The organism is Actinomycetospora straminea (assembly GCF_028737255.1).
GTDB lineage: Bacteria > Actinomycetota > Actinomycetes > Mycobacteriales > Pseudonocardiaceae > Actinomycetospora > Actinomycetospora straminea.
Window position 1 is genome coordinate 181,518 of sequence record NZ_JAQZAN010000012.1, and the last position, 15,740, is coordinate 197,257.

General features: G+C 74.5%; 12 protein-coding genes. 9 read left to right on the forward strand and 3 right to left on the reverse strand.

Annotated elements, in window-relative coordinates:
• Positions 1 to 104: 104 nt before the first annotated feature.
• From secD to PH190_RS17685, 4 genes are all read left to right on the forward strand, one after another.
• Positions 105 to 1,910: a protein translocase subunit SecD gene (gene secD, locus PH190_RS17670; RefSeq protein ID WP_274232838.1), complete on the forward strand. Its 1,806-nt coding sequence runs from the start codon at positions 105 to 107 to the stop codon at positions 1,908 to 1,910.
• Complete coding sequence (gene secF / locus PH190_RS17675; RefSeq protein WP_274232839.1) at positions 1,907 to 3,346, forward strand: protein translocase subunit SecF; 1,440 nt, start codon at positions 1,907 to 1,909, stop codon at positions 3,344 to 3,346. Before secD ends, secF begins: the two co-directional genes overlap by 4 nt.
• The gene (locus tag PH190_RS17680) at positions 3,343 to 3,906 is read left to right on the forward strand and encodes an adenine phosphoribosyltransferase (RefSeq protein WP_274232840.1); all 564 of its coding nucleotides are present in this window, start codon (positions 3,343 to 3,345) and stop codon (positions 3,904 to 3,906) included. The genes secF and PH190_RS17680 overlap by 4 nt, the downstream gene beginning before the upstream one ends.
• 382 nt (positions 3,907 to 4,288) lie before the next feature.
• Positions 4,289 to 6,655, forward strand: a complete 2,367-nt coding sequence (locus PH190_RS17685) for a RelA/SpoT family protein (RefSeq protein ID WP_274232855.1) — start codon at positions 4,289 to 4,291, stop codon at positions 6,653 to 6,655.
• Positions 6,656 to 6,658: 3 nt separating this feature from the next.
• On the opposite strand, the gene PH190_RS17690 is transcribed toward PH190_RS17685, so the two are convergent.
• Positions 6,659 to 7,993 carry an AI-2E family transporter gene (locus PH190_RS17690; protein WP_274232841.1) on the reverse strand — a complete coding sequence of 445 codons (1,335 nt, stop codon included), beginning with the start codon at positions 7,991 to 7,993 and terminating at the stop codon, positions 6,659 to 6,661.
• Positions 7,994 to 8,080: 87 nt separating this feature from the next.
• Between PH190_RS17690 and pyk the strand changes: the two genes are divergently transcribed.
• Both pyk and PH190_RS17700 read left to right on the forward strand, forming a co-directional pair.
• Positions 8,081 to 9,499: a pyruvate kinase gene (gene pyk, locus PH190_RS17695; RefSeq protein WP_274232842.1), complete on the forward strand. Its 1,419-nt coding sequence runs from the start codon at positions 8,081 to 8,083 to the stop codon at positions 9,497 to 9,499.
• A gap of 35 nt (positions 9,500 to 9,534) precedes the next feature.
• Positions 9,535 to 10,662, forward strand: a complete 1,128-nt coding sequence (locus PH190_RS17700; protein ID WP_274232843.1) for a MalY/PatB family protein — start codon at positions 9,535 to 9,537, stop codon at positions 10,660 to 10,662.
• 41 nt (positions 10,663 to 10,703) lie between these two features.
• Here the strand turns inward: PH190_RS17700 and PH190_RS17705 are convergent, their stop codons facing one another.
• Together PH190_RS17705 and PH190_RS17710 are read right to left on the reverse strand one after the other, a co-directional pair.
• Entirely contained in the window at positions 10,704 to 11,000 is a 297-nt protein-coding gene (locus PH190_RS17705) for an antibiotic biosynthesis monooxygenase family protein (protein ID WP_274232844.1), read from the reverse strand.
• A gap of 78 nt (positions 11,001 to 11,078) precedes the next feature.
• Positions 11,079 to 14,036 (reverse strand): FAD-binding and (Fe-S)-binding domain-containing protein, encoded by a 2,958-nt coding sequence (locus tag PH190_RS17710; RefSeq protein WP_274232845.1) that lies wholly within the window; start codon positions 14,034 to 14,036, stop codon positions 11,079 to 11,081.
• 105 nt (positions 14,037 to 14,141) lie between these two features.
• Here PH190_RS17710 and PH190_RS17715 point away from each other — a divergent pair, with 105 nt between their 5' ends.
• From PH190_RS17715 to PH190_RS17725, 3 genes are read left to right on the forward strand one after another with little or no spacing between them, the layout of a single operon-like run.
• Entirely contained in the window at positions 14,142 to 14,558 is a 417-nt protein-coding gene (locus PH190_RS17715) for a CoA-binding protein (protein ID WP_274232846.1), read from the forward strand.
• Positions 14,555 to 15,070: an STM3941 family protein gene (locus PH190_RS17720; protein WP_274232847.1), complete on the forward strand. Its 516-nt coding sequence runs from the start codon at positions 14,555 to 14,557 to the stop codon at positions 15,068 to 15,070. The genes PH190_RS17715 and PH190_RS17720 overlap by 4 nt, the downstream gene beginning before the upstream one ends.
• The gene (locus tag PH190_RS17725; RefSeq protein WP_274232848.1) at positions 15,067 to 15,678 is read left to right on the forward strand and encodes a protein-L-isoaspartate(D-aspartate) O-methyltransferase; all 612 of its coding nucleotides are present in this window, start codon (positions 15,067 to 15,069) and stop codon (positions 15,676 to 15,678) included. Before PH190_RS17720 ends, PH190_RS17725 begins: the two co-directional genes overlap by 4 nt.
• Positions 15,679 to 15,740 lie beyond the last annotated feature (62 nt).

The window sequence follows — 15,740 nt, forward strand, 5'->3', positions numbered from 1 at the left end:
CCGGTTAGCGGGCGGGGCGGCGCGGGGAGCGTCGGACCCGGCGCCTACCCTCGCGTCGAGCCCCTCCCCGGCTGACCCCACCCGACCTCCTGGAGCAACGCAGCGTGGCCCCTCCGACCGTCCGGTTCTCGCCCGGGCGCTACCTCGCCGCCTTCGTGGTGATCGTGGCCGCGCTCTACGGGCTGGTGTTCTTCACCGGGGACGGGTCGCCGACGCCGAAGCTCGGCATCGACCTCCAGGGCGGCACGCGGGTCACGCTGACGGCGCGCACCGAGACCGGTGCGGCGCCGACGCCGGACCAGCTGAACCTGGCGCGCACGATCATCGACCAGCGCGTCAACGGCCTCGGCGTCAGCGGCGCCGAGGTCGTGCAGGACGGCAACAACCTGGTCATCACCGTGCCCGGTCAGGAGGGCGACCAGGCCCGCTCGTTGGGACAGACGGCACGGCTGTACTTCCGCCCGGTGCTCGGCGGCCCGATCCCGGCGCAGCAGCCGGGCCAGCCCGGCCAGCCGGCTCAGCCCGGTGCACCCCCGGAGGGCGCGGCGACGCCCGGCGGCGCGACCGGCGCCGGCACCCCGGGGCAGACCCCGGCGGGCCAGAGCGCCCCGATCGCGGCGCCGGAGCAGCCGCCGGTGCCGACGCCGCCCCCGGGCGGCGGGGTGGCCGGCGGCGGCACGTCGCAGGACCCGCGCCAGGCCCAGGCCATCGCCCAGGCCAAGGAGACGCGCCAGAGCGAGGACCCGGCGGTCCAGGAGCAGGCGGCGCTGGCGCTCGACTGCGCGGTCGAGGACCCGCTGCGCGGCTACGACGACCCGGCTCGCCCGCTCGTCGCCTGCAACCGCGAGGGCACCGAGAAGTACCTGCTCGGCCCGGCGATCCTCTCGGGCACCGACGTCGCCAGCGCGACGCCGAACCCGAACCCGCAGGGCGTCGGCTGGGTCATCAACCTCGCCTTCAAGTCCGAGGCGGCGGGCACCTGGGCCGACTACACCAGCGCGAACGTCAACAACTCGAACGCCGTGGTGCTCGACTCGCAGGTGGTCTCGGCGCTGCGGATCGTGCAGCCGCTGCTCGACGGCAACGCCCAGATCTCCGGCAACTTCAATCAGGGCTCGGCCACCGACTTCGCCAACGTCCTGCGCTACGGCTCTCTGCCGTTGTCGTTCGACGTCTCCGAGGCCCAGACCGTGTCGGCGACCCTGGGCCTCGCCTCGCTGCAGGCCGGGCTGATCGCGGGCGTCGTCGGCCTCGCGCTGGTCTTCCTGTACTCGCTGTTCTACTACCGCGCGCTCGGCGTGCTGACCATCCTGTCGCTGATCCTGTCCGGGCTCGTCGTCTACGCCGTGCTCGTGCTGCTCGGGCGCGGGATCGGCTTCACCCTCGACCTCGCCGGCGTCGCCGGGTTCATCGTCGCCATCGGCATCACGGCCGACTCGTTCGTCATCTTCTTCGAACGGATCAAGGACGAGGTCCGCGAGGGACGGAGCTTCCGGTCGGCGGTGCCCCGAGGCTGGGTGCGGGCGCGGAGGACGATCCTGTCGGGCGACGCGGTCAGCTTCCTCGCCGCCGTCGTGCTCTACGTGCTCGCGGTCGGCCAGGTCAAGGGCTTCGCCTTCACCCTGGGCATGTCCACGGTCCTCGACCTCATCGTGGTGTTCCTCGTGACGCACCCCCTGCTCGCCCTCGCGTCGAACTCCCGCCTGTTCTCGAGCCCGGCGTGGTCCGGGCTCGGGGAGGTGGCGCGCACCGCGCCCCGGTCCGGCTCCGGACCACCCCGCACGGGCGGGCGACGACCGGCGGGCCGGGCAGGCACCACGAGCCGGTCGGGCACGGGCTCGCCGGGCAACGGTGCCCGCGCCGGCGCGGGCACCGCCCGCAGCCGCACCCAGCGCGGGGGTGACCGATGACCCACTCCACCGGACCCACCGGACGACGCCCGCAGTTCCGGGCGAGCACGGGCGAGCCCGTCGACGACCGCCTCGACGACCGCCTCGACGAGATGGACCGCGACGACCTCGCCGATCGCGGGGACGATCCCGCCGACGACCTCGCCGACCGCGACGAGGACGTCGACGACACCGCCGACGCCACCGCCGCGTCCCGCACCCCGCGCCGGCGCAGCCGGCTCGACGCGCTCTACCGCGGCAACGGCGGGCTGGACATCGTCGGGCGCTCGAAGACCTGGTACGCGGTCTTCGGCGCCGCGTTGATCATCTGCATCCTGTCGATGGTCATCCGGGGCTTCAACTTCGGCATCGACTTCGAGGGCGGCACGAGCGTCCAGCTGCCCGCCGCTGGCGCGAACGGCGTCATCGCGACGAGCCAGGTCGAGGAGACCTACCAGCAGACGCTGGGCTTCCCGGCCACCTCGGTGCAGAGCGCCGGTCAGGGCGACAGCGCGACGATCATCATCCGGTCCGAGCGCCTCGACATCGGGCAGGTCGTGGCGCTGCGGCAGGCGCTGTTCGACCAGTTCCAGCCGCTGGGCACCGCCGGCACACCCGACCCGAACGCGATCTCCGACAGCGCCGTCAGCGCGAGCTGGGGCGGGGAGATCACGCAGCAGGCGCTCATCGCGCTCGCCGTGTTCCTCGTGCTGGTGACGATCTATCTCTCGTTCTACTTCGAGAGACGCATGGCCTTCGCGGCCCTCGTCGCCCTGGCCAACGACATCATCATCACCGCCGGCGTGTACTCGCTGGTCGGCTTCGAGGTGTCGCCCGCGACGGTCATCGGCCTGCTGACCATCCTCGGGTTCTCGCTCTACGACACGGTCGTCGTGTTCGACAAGGTCCGCGAGAACACCCGCGGCCTGCTCGGGCTCACGCGGCGCACCTACGCCGAGGCCGCGAACCTCGCCGTCAACCAGACCCTCATGCGGTCGCTGAACACCTCGCTCATCGCCGCGCTCCCGCTGGTCGGGCTGTTCGTGGTCGGCGTGGTGCTGCTCGGCGTCGGCGTGCTCGGCGACCTGGCGCTGGTCCAGCTCGTCGGCACGATCGTCGGCGCCGCGTCGTCGGTGCTGCTCGCGACGCCGATCGTCGTGGACCTCGCGATGCGCGACAGGCGCTGGGCCGCGCAGGCCGAGAAGGTCGCGGCGCGGCGGGCCAAGGCCGCGCGCCGGGCGTCCGCACCCGCCGGTGACGGCGAGGGGTCGGGGAGCGCGGGCACCGCGGGCCCCAGCACCGACGTCCTCGACACCCGCGAGGTCGCGGCGGCCGGGGCGGGCCGGTCGGGCACGCCGCGGGCCGGCAGCCGGGCCGCCGCCGGAGCGGGCGCGCCCCGACCGGGCGCGCGCCCTGCGGGCAAGTCCGGGCGGCCGTCGGGCAAGCGGCGCCGGTGAACACCCCCGACACGGTGAACACGGCCGCCGACACCGATCTCGACCTCGTCGCCGGGCTCCTGCGCGACGTCCCGGACTTCCCGACGCCGGGCATCCGGTTCTGGGACCTGTCCGCCCTGCTCGCCGACGGCGCCGGGCTCGCCGCGACGACCCGTCTGCTCGCGGCGAGCGCGGGGGAGGGCGAGCACGCCGCCGACGTCGTCGTGGGCATCGAGGCCCGCGGGTTCCTGCTCGGCGCGGCCGTGGCGCACGCGCTCGGCGTGGGCGTCGTGGCGGTGCGCAAGCACGGCAAGCTCCCGGTGGTGGCCGCGCGCCGGTCCTACGACCTCGAGTACGGCTCGGCGACCCTCGAGCTCCCCGCCGACGTCCTGCGCCCCGGCGAGCGGGCCCTGCTGGTGGACGACGTGCTCGCCACCGGCGGCACCGCGGTCGCGGCGTGCGAGCTGGTCGAGGGGGCGGGCGCGGAGGTCGCGGCGATCTCCATGGTGCTCGAGCTGCCCGCCCTCGGCGGGCGCGCGCGGCTGGGCGACCGGCCCGTGCACACCCTGCTCGCCCGCTGAGCGCACGCGACGGCGCCGCCGGTCGCCGCCGATCGCCGTCGCGCCCGCGGGGACGGAGCAGCGCGCCGTGACCGCCGGCCCGCTCCTCGCGCGGGGACCGACGACCGTCGGACCGCCCGGCGCACGCCGGCGGCCGCCCCGACCGTGGCGATCGCCGTCACCCACGCGTACCGATCGTGGGCGACCGATGGCCCGATCGGGCCCCGACCGTCCGGACACCTCGCCCGCGCGGAGATATCCTGGATGGATTCCGGGCGTCGCGGCACACGAGTGCGGGCCCGCCCGGAGGGGAAGGGGACGACGCGTGAGCCAGGACGTCGACGCCGCAGGGACCGGGCCGGGCTCCCCGCCCGCCACGAGCACCGGGTCCGGCCCCGCCGACGTGTCCTCCGCCTCCGAGGACGCCGTCCTCGACGCCGCCGGCCTCTCACCCGCGCGCCCGGTCAGCCCCACGCGCCCGCCGTCGGCCACGCGCCGCGTCCGCGCCCGCATCGCCCGGCGCATCACCGCCCAGCGCTCGGGCGCGGTCAAGCCGGTGCTCGAGCCGCTGGCCGCGGTGCACCGCGAGCTGCACCCGTCGGCGGACATGGGCACCCTGCAGCGCGCCTACGACACCGCCGAGCGTTTCCACGACGGCCAGATGCGCAAGAGCGGCGACCCGTACATCACCCACCCGCTCGCCGTCGCCACCATCCTCGGCGAGCTCGGGATGGACACGACGACGCTGGTCGCGGCCCTGCTGCACGACACCGTCGAGGACACCGCCTACTCGCTGGACAAGCTCTCGGCCGACTTCGGCGCCGAGGTCGCCCACCTCGTCGACGGCGTCACCAAGCTCGACAAGGTCCAGCTGGGCGCGGCCGCCGAGGCGGAGACGATCCGCAAGATGGTCGTCGCGATGGCCCGCGACCCGCGCGTGCTCGTGATCAAGCTGGCCGACCGGCTGCACAACATGCGCACGATGCGCTTCCTCAAGCCGGAGAAGCAGGCCAAGAAGGCCCGCGAGACCCTCGAGGTGCTCGCTCCGCTCGCCCACCGCCTCGGGATGTCGACGGTCAAGTGGGAGCTGGAGGACCTCGCGTTCGCGATCCTGCACCCCAAGCGCTACGACGAGATCGTGCGCCTGGTCGCGGACCGCGCGCCGAGCCGCGACACGTACCTGCGCACGGTGATCGACGAGGTCTCCGGGCAGCTGACCGAGGCGCGGGTCAAGGCCGAGGTGCTCGGCCGCCCGAAGCACTACTACTCGATCTACCAGAAGATGATCGTCAAGGGGAAGGACTTCGACGACATCCACGACCTGGTGGGCGTCCGGGTGCTCGTCGAGGACGTGCGCGACTGCTACGCCGCGATGGGCATGGTCCACGCGCTGTGGCAGCCGATGCCCGGCCGGTTCAAGGACTACATCGCCCAGCCGCGCTTCGGCGTCTACCAGTCACTGCACACCACGGTGATCGGGCCGGACGGGCAGCCGCTCGAGGTGCAGATCCGCACCCACGAGATGCACCGCACCGCCGAGTACGGCATCGCCGCGCACTGGCGGTACAAGGAGACCAAGGGTGCGCACAAGGGCGGGTCGTCCGGTGACGGCACCCTCGAGCTCGACGAGATGGCCTGGATGCGCCAGCTGCTCGACTGGCAGCGCGAGGCCGCGGACCCCGGCGAGTTCCTCGAGTCCCTGCGCTACGACCTCGCCACCCGCGAGATCTTCGTCTTCACGCCGAAGGGCGACGTCATCACGCTGCCCAGCGGGTCGACGCCGGTCGACTTCGCGTACGCCGTGCACACCGAGGTCGGCAACAAGTGCATCGGCAGCCGCGTCAACGGCCGGCTCGTCGCCCTCGAGCGGGAGCTCGAGAACGGCGAGGTCGTCGAGATCTTCACGTCGAAGGCCGAGGGCGCCGGGCCGTCGCGCGACTGGCTGTCGTTCGTCGCCTCGCCGCGGGCCAAGCAGAAGATCAAGCAGTGGTTCGCGAAGGAGCGCCGCGAGGAGGCGATCGAGGGCGGCAAGGAGGCCATCACCCGCGAGGCGCGGCGCACCGGCCTGCCGCTGCAGCGCCTGGTCTCCGCCGACTCGATGGGCGCGCTCGCCCACGAGCTGCACTACCAGGACATCTCGGCGCTCTACGCCGCCGTCGGCGAGCACCACGTCTCGGCCCGCCACGTCGTGCAGCGCCTCGTCGCCCTGCTCGGCGGGGTGGAGCAGAACGAGGAGGAGCTCGCCGACCGCGCGACGCCGTCGACGGTCCAGCGCCGCCGCGGCACCGGCGACGTCGGCGTCGTCATCGACGACATGGAGGGCAGCGGGGACGGGGGCGACTCCTCCGACGTCTGGATCAAGCTCGCGCGGTGCTGCACGCCGGTCCCGGGCGACGGCATCCTCGGCTTCGTCACCCGTGGCGGCGGGGTCAGCGTGCACCGCACCGACTGCACCAACGCCGACGAGCTGCGCAGCGAGCCCGAGCGCCTGGTCAACGTCCACTGGGCGTCGTCGTCGAGCGCGCTGTTCCTCGTCGCGATCCAGGCCGAGGCGCTCGACCGGCACCGTCTGCTGTCCGACATCACCAAGGTCCTCGCCGACGAGAAGGTCAACATCCTCTCGGCGTCGGTGACCACGTCCCGCGACCGCGTGGCGGTGAGCCGCTTCTCGTTCGAGATGGGCGACCCCAAGCACCTCGGGCACGTGCTCAAGGCCGTCCGCAACGTCGAGGGCGTCTACGACGTCTACCGGGTGACCTCGGCGAGCTGAGGCTCAGGAGGCGCGCCGCCGGAAGAGGCTCGTGAGGCGTCCCCGCAGGTGGCCGGGGGTGGGCTCGGCGTCGAGCCACTCGGGCCGTCCGGAGCGCGGGTCGAGGGGGTTCACCGTCGCCGGGTCGACCTCGCCGTCCGAGGGGCGGACCAGCGAGCGGGTGCCGGCGTCGAGCACCGTCACCAGCGGCACCGCGAGCAGCGCGCCGGGGATGCCGGCGATCACCAGGCCGCACGCGATCGGCAGGACGACGGCGAGCGGGTGCAGCTTGATCGACCGTCCGAGCAGCAGGGGCTGGAGGATGTAGCCCTCGATGTTCTGCACGACGAGCAGCAGCAGGACGACGAGCAGCGCGTCGGTCAGCCCACCGCTGACCAGGGCCACGAGGACGGCGACGACGCCGGTGACGACCGCGCCGAGGGTCGGCACGAAGGCGCCGAAGAAGATCAGCGCCGCGAGCGGGACGGCCAGCGGCACCCCGATGAGCCAGAGGCCGACGCCGGCGGTGACCGCGTCGGCGGCCGCGACGAGGACCGTCGCCCGGGTGTAGCCGACGAGCGAGGCGAACGCCCGGCGGCCGGCGACGTCGGCACGGTCGCGGGCCGCCCTGGGGACCCCGGCGAGCACGAAGCGCCAGACGATGCCGCCGTCGTAGACCAGGAAGATCAGCGTGAACAGCGTCAGCAGCATCTCGGTGAACAGCTCGCCGACCGTGCCGACGGCGCCGAGTGCGCTGGTGGCGAGCGTCGCCTGGCTGGACTGGAGATAGGCGATGGCCTGGTTGCCGATCGCCGTGAACTGCTCGTTGTTCAGCCCGAACGGGCCCGTGCGCAGCCACTCCTGGATGCCGGTGAGGCTCGCGGTGAGCTGGGTCGTCAGGTCGGGCAGGCCGGAGATGAACGCCAGCACGACGCCGTAGAAGACGCCGCCGACGATCGCGATGCCGGCGAAGAGGACCAGCGCGGTGGCCAGCGCGTGCGGCACGGGACCGAAGCGTCGCGACAGCGCGTGGGCCTCCGGGGCGAGCAGGGAGGCGGCGATGACCGCGAGCACCACCGGGATGAGCACCGCCGAGAGCAGGCCCATGACGTAGAGGACCGCGTAGCCCGCGGCGGCGAGCAGCAGCACCCGCCACGCGAGGCCGCTCGCGATCTCGAGGGCGACCGGGACCTCCCAGCGCCGCGCCGGGCGCACGACCCCCGCGGGCCCGCGGTCGACGGTGGCGCCGGTGACCCCGCCCGTCGCGCCGCCGGGCAGGTCGCCGATGTCGCGGGGCGGCCCCGCGGCGACGGCCGGTTCCGGGTCGTCGGGACCCGGGGGTTCGGCAGCCGCGCTCATCGGCTCACCGTAGTCGGGGGCCCGCCCGGCGGCTCCGCGTCGGCCGCAGCACTGCTGGATCGGTGCAGTGCTGGCTAGCATGGGGCCGTGAGTCGACGAGCCAAGATCGTGTGCACGCTGGGGCCCGCGACCTCCTCCCCGGAGGCCATCCGCGACCTCGTCCGCGCCGGGATGGACGTCGCCCGGCTCAACTTCAGCCACGGCACCCACGCCGAGCACGAGCGCGTCTACGGGCTCGTGCGGGAGGCGGCGGACGCCGAGGGACGCGCGGTGGGCATCCTCGCCGACCTCCAGGGCCCGAAGATCCGCCTGGGGACCTTCGCCGACGGCCCGCAGATGTGGGCGACCGGCGAGACGGTGCGCATCACCACCGAGGACGTCGAGGGCACCCACGACCGGGTATCCACCACCTACTCCGGCCTCGCCGACGACGTCCGCGCCGGCGAGTCCCTGCTGGTCGACGACGGCAACGTGGCACTCGAGGTCACCGCGGTCGAGGGTCGCGACGTCGTCGCCCGCGTCATCGAGGGCGGCAAGGTCTCCGACCACAAGGGCATCTCGCTGCCCAACACCGCGGTGTCGGTGCCGGCGATGAGCGACAAGGACGAGGCCGACCTGCGCTTCGCCCTCGGGCTGCGCGTCGACATGATCGCCCTGTCGTTCGTGCGGTCGCCGGCCGACGCCGAGCTCGTCCACAAGATCATGGACGAGGTGGGCGCGCGCCTGCCGGTGATCGCGAAGCTCGAGAAGCCCGAGGCGGTGGACGCGCTCGAGGCGATCGTGCTGGCGTTCGACGCGATCATGGTGGCGCGCGGTGACCTGGGCGTGGAGCTGGCGCTCGAGGACGTGCCGCTGGTGCAGAAGCGGGCGGTGCAGATCGCGCGCGAGAACGCCAAGCCGGTGGTCGTCGCGACGCAGATGCTCGAGTCGATGATCTACAACTTCCGGCCGACCCGCGCCGAGGCCTCGGACGTCGCCAACGCCGTGCTCGACGGCGCGGACGCGGTGATGCTCTCCGGCGAGACGAGCGTCGGCGAGTACCCCATCGAGACGGTGTCGACGATGTCCCGCATCGTCGCCGCGGTCGAGGTCGGCCCGGCGTCGGTGCCGCCGATCCAGCACGTGCCGCGCACCCAGCGGGGCGTGGTCACCACGGCGGCGCGCGACATCGGCGAGCGCCTCAACGCCCGCGCGCTGGTGGCGTTCACGCGCACCGGCGACACGGTCCGGCGTCTCGCGCGGCTGCACACCCGGCTGCCGGTGCTGGCGTTCACCCCGATCCCCGAGGTCCGCAGCCAGCTCTCGCTGTCCTGGGGCGTCGAGACCTTCCTCGTGGACTGGGCCGACACCACCGACGCGATGATCCGCCAGGTCGACGCGTGCCTCCTGGAGATCGGGCGCTTCGCGGCGGGCGAGCTCGTGGTCATCGTGTCCGGCTCGCCGCCCGGCACCGTCGGCAAGACGAACCTGCTGCGCGTGCACAAGATCGGCGAGGACACCCGCTGACCCCGCACCCGTTCGACGCCCTCACCGCCGAGCACATGCGGGCCGGCGGGTCCTGGAAGTGGTCCACGGTCGGTGACTCGCACGGCCGCGGGCTGATCGGGGCGTTCGTCGCCGAGATGGACTACCCGGTGGCCGACGCCGTCGCGGACGCGGTGCGGACGAGCGCCGACGGGTCGCGGTTCGGCTACCTGCCCGACGGCTGGGTGGCCGACATGGCCGCGGCGACCTCGGCGTTCTGGGGCGACCGCTTCGGCTGGGCGCCGGACCCGTCGTGCGTGCGCCCGGTGCCCGACGTGCTCACCGCGTTCACGGCCACCGTCCGGCACTTCACCCGCCCGGGCAGCGCGGTCGTGCTGCCGACCCCGGCGTACATGCCGTTCCTCACCGTCCCCGCGATGCTGGACCGGCCGCTGGTCCAGGTGCCGATGGCGCGGGCGGGCGGGCGGCTCGCGCTGGACCTCGACGCGATCGACCGCGCGTTCGCGGACGGGGCGGGCCTGCTGGTGCTGACGAACCCGCACAACCCGACCGGGCGGGTGTTCGACGCCGACGAGCTCGCCGCGGTGGCCGAGGTCGTCGAGCGGCACGGGGCGCGGGTGTTCGCCGACGAGATCCACGCGCCGCTGACCTTCTCCGGCGCGCGGCACCGGCCCTACGCGACGATCTCCGCCGCGAGCGCCGGCCACGCGGTCACCGCGACCTCGGCGTCGAAGGCGTGGAACACCCCGGGGCTCAAGTGCGGGCAGGTGATCCTGTCGAACGCCGCCGACGCCGAGCACTGGACCGCGAACGGCTACCTCGCCGAGCACGGCACCGCGACGCCCGGGGTGCTGGCGAGCACCGCGGCCTACCGCGACGCGCGCGGGTGGCTCGACGACGTGCTCGCCTACCTCGACGGCAACCGCGCCCTGCTCGCCGCCGCCGACCTGCCCGGGATCGAGGTGACGGTCCCCGACGGCACCTACCTGGCGTGGCTCGACGCCCGCGGGCTGGGGCTCGACGAGCCACCGTCGGCGTTCTTCACCCGCGAGGCGGGCGTGGTCATGACCGACGGGGCGGCGTGCGGCGAGGCCGGCCGCGGGGGCATGCGCCTCAACATCGCCATGGCCCGCCCCGTCCTCGCCGAGGCCCTCGACCGCATCCGCACCGCCCTTCGTGCGTGATCTCCTGAGCGATCGCTCAGAAGATCACGCACGTCACCCGGTCACCGGCGGTCGGACGGGGCGATCAGGTAGTTGTGCACCTCGGCCATCGCGACCTCGGGGCGCGGGATCCCGAGGTGCTCGAGGACCGGGGCGAGCCGCCCGCCGACGAACCGGTCGAACGCCTCGGCCGACTCCCAGACGTCGACACCGCGGAAGCCGTCGTCGGTCGGGACCGTGTAGTGGAACAGGCAGCCGGGCTCGGAGTCGCCGCCGGCCCGGAAGTCGAGCCGCCGGAGCAGGTCGTCGTACGTGGTCAGCGTGACCCCGTGGAAGGTGGTCTCCACCGCGATCGCCATCGTCGGCCCCCCGTGGTGCGTGCCTCGACCTCATCGTCCCGGGTGCCGGGGACGCCCGCCAGGCTCCGTCCGGCCGGGTCAGGACGGCCAGGGGAGGTCCTCCGGGGGGAGGCCCGAGGCCAGCAGGGAGGCGAGGTGGTCGCCGCGGCGGGTGGTGAGCTGGTCGATCTGGGTACGGCAGGAGAACCCGTCGGCGACGACGGCGGTGTCCTCGGCGGCCCCGCGGACCCGGGGGAGCAGCACCTGCTCGCCGCAGGCCACGGACACCTCGTAGTGGCCCTGCTCGAACCCGAAGTTGCCCGCCAGCCCGCAGCACCCGGAGTCGAGCACCTCCACCTCGGCGCCCGCCCGCTGCAGCACCGCCGTCTCGGCGCCGTAGCCGCCGGTGGCGTGCTGGTGGCAGTGCTGCTGGACGATGACGTCGCGGCCGGCGAGCCCGGGCGGCGTCCAGTCCGGCGCGCGCTCGGCGAGCAGGCGGCCCAGGGTCGTCGTCGCCGCCGCGATCGCGTCCGCCCGCGGGCCGGGCAGGAGGTTCGGCGCGTCGTCGGTGAAGACCGCGGTGCAGCTGGGCTCGAGGCCGACGATCGGCATCCCGTCGCCGACCGCCGGGGCCAGCGCGTCGAGCGTGCGGCCCAGGACCCGCTCGGCGACGTCGAGCTGGCCCGTCGTCACCCACGTCAGGCCGCAGCACAGCTCCCGTTCGGGCAGCCGCACCCGGAACCCGGCCGCCTCCAGCACGCGCACCGCGTCGGCACCCGCGCGCGGGTGCAGGAACTCGGTGAACGTGTCCGGCCAGAGCAGCACCTCGCCGCGCGTCGCCGTGCCGCCGTGCGGGAAGGGCCCGCGGGCGCGGTACCAGTGCGAGAACCGCGGGGTGGCGAACGTCGGGATGGTGCGGCGGGCGTCGATGCCGCCGGCGCGCTTGAGCAGGCCCGCGGCCCGCGACGAGGTCAGGCGGTTGACCAGCGGCGCCACCGGTGACGCGACGCGGGCGAGGGCGGGCAGCCAGCCCATGGACAGGTGCGAGCGCGGTCTCGTCCAGGGACGCCCGGCGTGGTGGTGGTGCAGGAACTCGGCCTTGTACGTCGCCATGTCGACGTTGACCGGGCAGTCGGACAGGCAGCCCTTGCACGCCAGGCAGAGGTCGAGGGCGTCGCGGACCTCCGTCGAGCGCCAGCCGTCGCGGATCGGCGAGTCGGCGTGGCCGCGCAGCATCTCCCACAGCAGGCGCGCGCGCCCGCGCGTGGAGTGGTGCTCCTCGCCGGTGACGCGGTACGACGGGCACATGACGTCGCCGTCGGTGCGCCGGCACCGCCCCACCCCGATGCAGCGCTCGACCGCGCGGGTGAAGCGGCCGTCGTCGGCCGGGTAGGCGAACGCCGAGGGCGGGTCGGCGGGGTCGTAGTCGGCGCCGACGTGCAGGTGCTCGTCGAGGCGGTAGGGGTGCACGACCTTGCCGGGGTTCATCCGGTTGCGCGGGTCGAACAGCGCCTTGACCGACTCGAACGCCCGCACCAGCTCGGGGCCGTACATGCGCTCGAGCAGCTCGCCGCGGGACTGGCCGTCGCCGTGCTCGCCGGAGAGCGACCCACCGTACTTCACGCAGAGGTCGGCCGAGCGCTCCATGAACGTCCGGTACGCCGCGACCCCGGCCGGCGTGCGCAGGTCGAACGGGATGCGGGTGTGGATGCAGCCGTGCCCGAAGTGCCCGTAGATCGCGGTGCCCTCCGTGAACCCGTACTCCTCGACGAGCGCGACCCACTCGGCCATGTAGTCGGCGAGGCGGTCGGTGGGCAGGGCCGCGTCCTCCCAGCCCTCGTAGTTGTCGATCCCGGTGCGCGGGTCGCGGGCGGACACCGCCAGCGCCGACTCGCGGATGGCGAAGAGCTCGGCCTGCTCGGCGCCGTCGGTGACGGTGAGGACGGAGCAGGTCCCCTCCAGCGCGGCGGCCAGCGCCCGGGCGCGCTCCCGGGCCCGGTCGGCGTCGTCGTCGCGCATCTGGGCCATCAGCCAGCTGTGGCCCGCGGGCATCGCGGCCATCGCCCGCTGGTGCACGCCCTTGGCGCGCTCGAACTCGACGATGTTGCGGTCGATGCACTCCAGGAAGTGCGGGGTGTGGGGGAGGATCGTGTCGACGCTGCGGGCGGCGGCGACGACGTCGTCGAACCCGAGCACCACCAGCGCGGTGTGGGGGGCCTCGGTGACGAGGTCGAGCTCGGCGTGCAGCACCGTGACGAGCGTCGACTCCGACCCGACCAGCGCGCGGGCGAGGTCGAACGACGAGCCGGGCACGAGGTCGTCGAGGTTGTAGCCCGAGACGCGCCGCGGGATGTCGGGGAAGCGCTCGGCGACGAGCTGGGCGTGGTCGGCGGCGATCGCCCGCAGGCCCCGGTAGATCTCGGCGCGGCGACCGCCCTCGGCCTGGATCGCCGCGTACTCCTCGTCCGACGTCGGCCCGACCCACATCCGCAGGCCGTCGTAGGTGAGCACCTCGAGGCGCCGGACGTTGTCGGCGACCTTGCCGAAGACCTGCGCGGTCGAGCCGCAGGAGTTGTTGCCGATCATCCCGCCGAGCGTGCAGCTGACGTGCGTCGCGGGCTTCGGGCCGTAGATGAGGCGGCCGGGCAGGGCGGCGTTGAGGTCGTCGAGCTTGATGCCGGGCTCGACGACGCAGGTCCGCTGCGCCTCGTCCACCGACACGATCCGCGTGCAGTACTTCGACCAGTCGATCACCACGGCGGCGTTGCAGCACTGGCCGGCGAGGCTGGTGCCGCCGCCGCGCGACAGGACGGGCACGTCGTGCTCCCGGCACACGGCGAGCGCGGCGACGCCCGCGTCGACGGTGCGCGGGACGACCACGCCGATCGGGACCTGGCGGTAGTTCGAGGCGTCGACGGCGTAGGCGGCGCGCGAGCCGGCGTCGAAGCGGACCTCGCCGTCGACCCGCGCCGCGAGGTCCCGGGCCAGCGCCTCCTCGGGGCCCGACGGCGAGCTCTGCGGACGCGTGCGCGGGGAGGGCAGGTCGACCGTGGCCACCGCCCGACCTTGGGTGCCGCCCGTCCCCGGCGCAACTCCTCGTCGTGAGCAGTCTCCACGACGATGGGCGACGGAAGACGCCCGTGGGTGCGGGAGGATGGCGTCGTGGAGACGGACGCCGAGGTGGGAGCGCTGCTGGCCGAGGTCCGGCGCGTCGCGGTGCTCGGGGTCTCCGACCGCTTCACCCGCCCCAGCTTCCGCATCGCCGCCTACCTGCTCGACCGCACGGCGTGGACGGTCGACCTGGTCAACCCGCACGTCGTCGAGACCCTCGGGCGGCTGTGCGCCCCGACGCTCGCCGACGTCCCCGTCCCCGACCTCGTCGTCGTGTTCCGCGCGCCCGAGGTGTGGGACGCGGTCGTCGACGAGGTCGCCGCGGTCGGGGCGGGCGCGGTGTGGCTGCCCGGCGGGGTCGCCGACGCCGCGACGACGGCCCGGACGCTCGCGCGCGCCCGGGCCGCCGGCGTCGAGGCCGTCGCCGACCGCGACGTCCGCGCGGAGCACAAGCGGTGGTGCACGTGAGCGGCGTCGTCCGGGAGCCCGGCCGCCTCGAGGTCCGCGCGCCCCGCACCGCGCCCGCCGTGGCGCTCGCGACCGCCGTCGTCGGGCTCGCCGCCGGCGTGTGGCTGGCGCTCGGGGGCGGGACGGCGAGCACCGTGGTCGGCCTCGTGCTCGTCGTCTTCTTCGGGATCGGCGCGGTGCGGGCGGTGCTGCGCCTGGTCCGGTCGCGCCCGCTGCTCGTCGCCACCGCCGAGGGCATCGACGACGGCGGGTCGATCGTCGCGGCGGGCTTCCTGCCCTGGTCGGAGCTGGGATCGATCGACGTCCTGCCCGCCCGCGGCGGCGGGATGCTCGTCATCGGGGTGCGCGACCCGGAGGCCGTGCTCGCGCGCACCACCCCCGCCCGCGCGAAGGTCGGCCGCGCCCAGGCCGGGCGGCTGGGCAGCCCCGTGGTCCTGCCGCCGACGGTGCTGCCGGTGCCCGCCGAGGAGCTCGCCGCCGACCTGCAGGCACTGCGCCCGGACGACGCGTGAGCGCCCACGAGCGGCGCCGGCGGGCCATGGTCGCCGCGCTGCGCCGGCAGGGGATCCGCGACGAGCGGGTCCTCGCGGCCATGGCCGAGGTGCCCCGACACCGCTTCGTGCCCGCCCACCGCCTGCACGAGGCGTACGGGTCGGGGCCGCTGCCGATCGCGTGCGGGCAGACGATCTCGGCGCCGGCGATGGTGGCCGCGATGGCCGAGGCCCTCGGGCTGACCGGGCGCGAACGCGTGCTCGAGGTGGGCGCGGGCAGCGGCTACGCGGCGGCGGTCCTCTCCCGCCTCGCCGCCGAGGTCGTCACCATCGAGTACCACCCGTCGCTGGCCGCCTCGGCCCGCGCCGCGCTCGCCGCCACCGGCCACCACGTCGAGGTCCGCCACGGCGACGGGCGCCTCGGCGCCCCCGACCGCGCGCCGTTCGACGCGATCTCCGTGGCGGCGATGGCCGAGGGCGAGGTGCCCGCGGCGCTGCTCGATCAGCTCACCGACGACGGCGTCCTCGTCTGCCCCGTCGGCCACGGCCGCCACGGCGACCTGGTCCGCCTGTACGCCGACGGCCGCGAGGAGCGGCTCATGGCCGTGTCGTTCGTCCCGCTGCTGTAGGTGCGCCCCGCGCAGGTGAGCAGAAAGAAGTGCTCCAGCACTTCTTTCTGCTCACGAGCGCG

Coding starts and splice junctions, on each gene's coding strand:
- PH190_RS17705 (WP_274232844.1), bottom strand. CDS start 11,000: ATGGCGATCGCGGTGGAGACCACCTTCCACGGGGTCACGCTGACCACG.
- PH190_RS17690 (WP_274232841.1), bottom strand. CDS start 7,993: ATGAGCGCGGCTGCCGAACCCCCGGGTCCCGACGACCCGGAACCGGCC.
- secF (WP_274232839.1), top strand. CDS start 1,907: ATGACCCACTCCACCGGACCCACCGGACGACGCCCGCAGTTCCGGGCG.
- PH190_RS17700 (WP_274232843.1), top strand. CDS start 9,535: ATGCGGGCCGGCGGGTCCTGGAAGTGGTCCACGGTCGGTGACTCGCAC.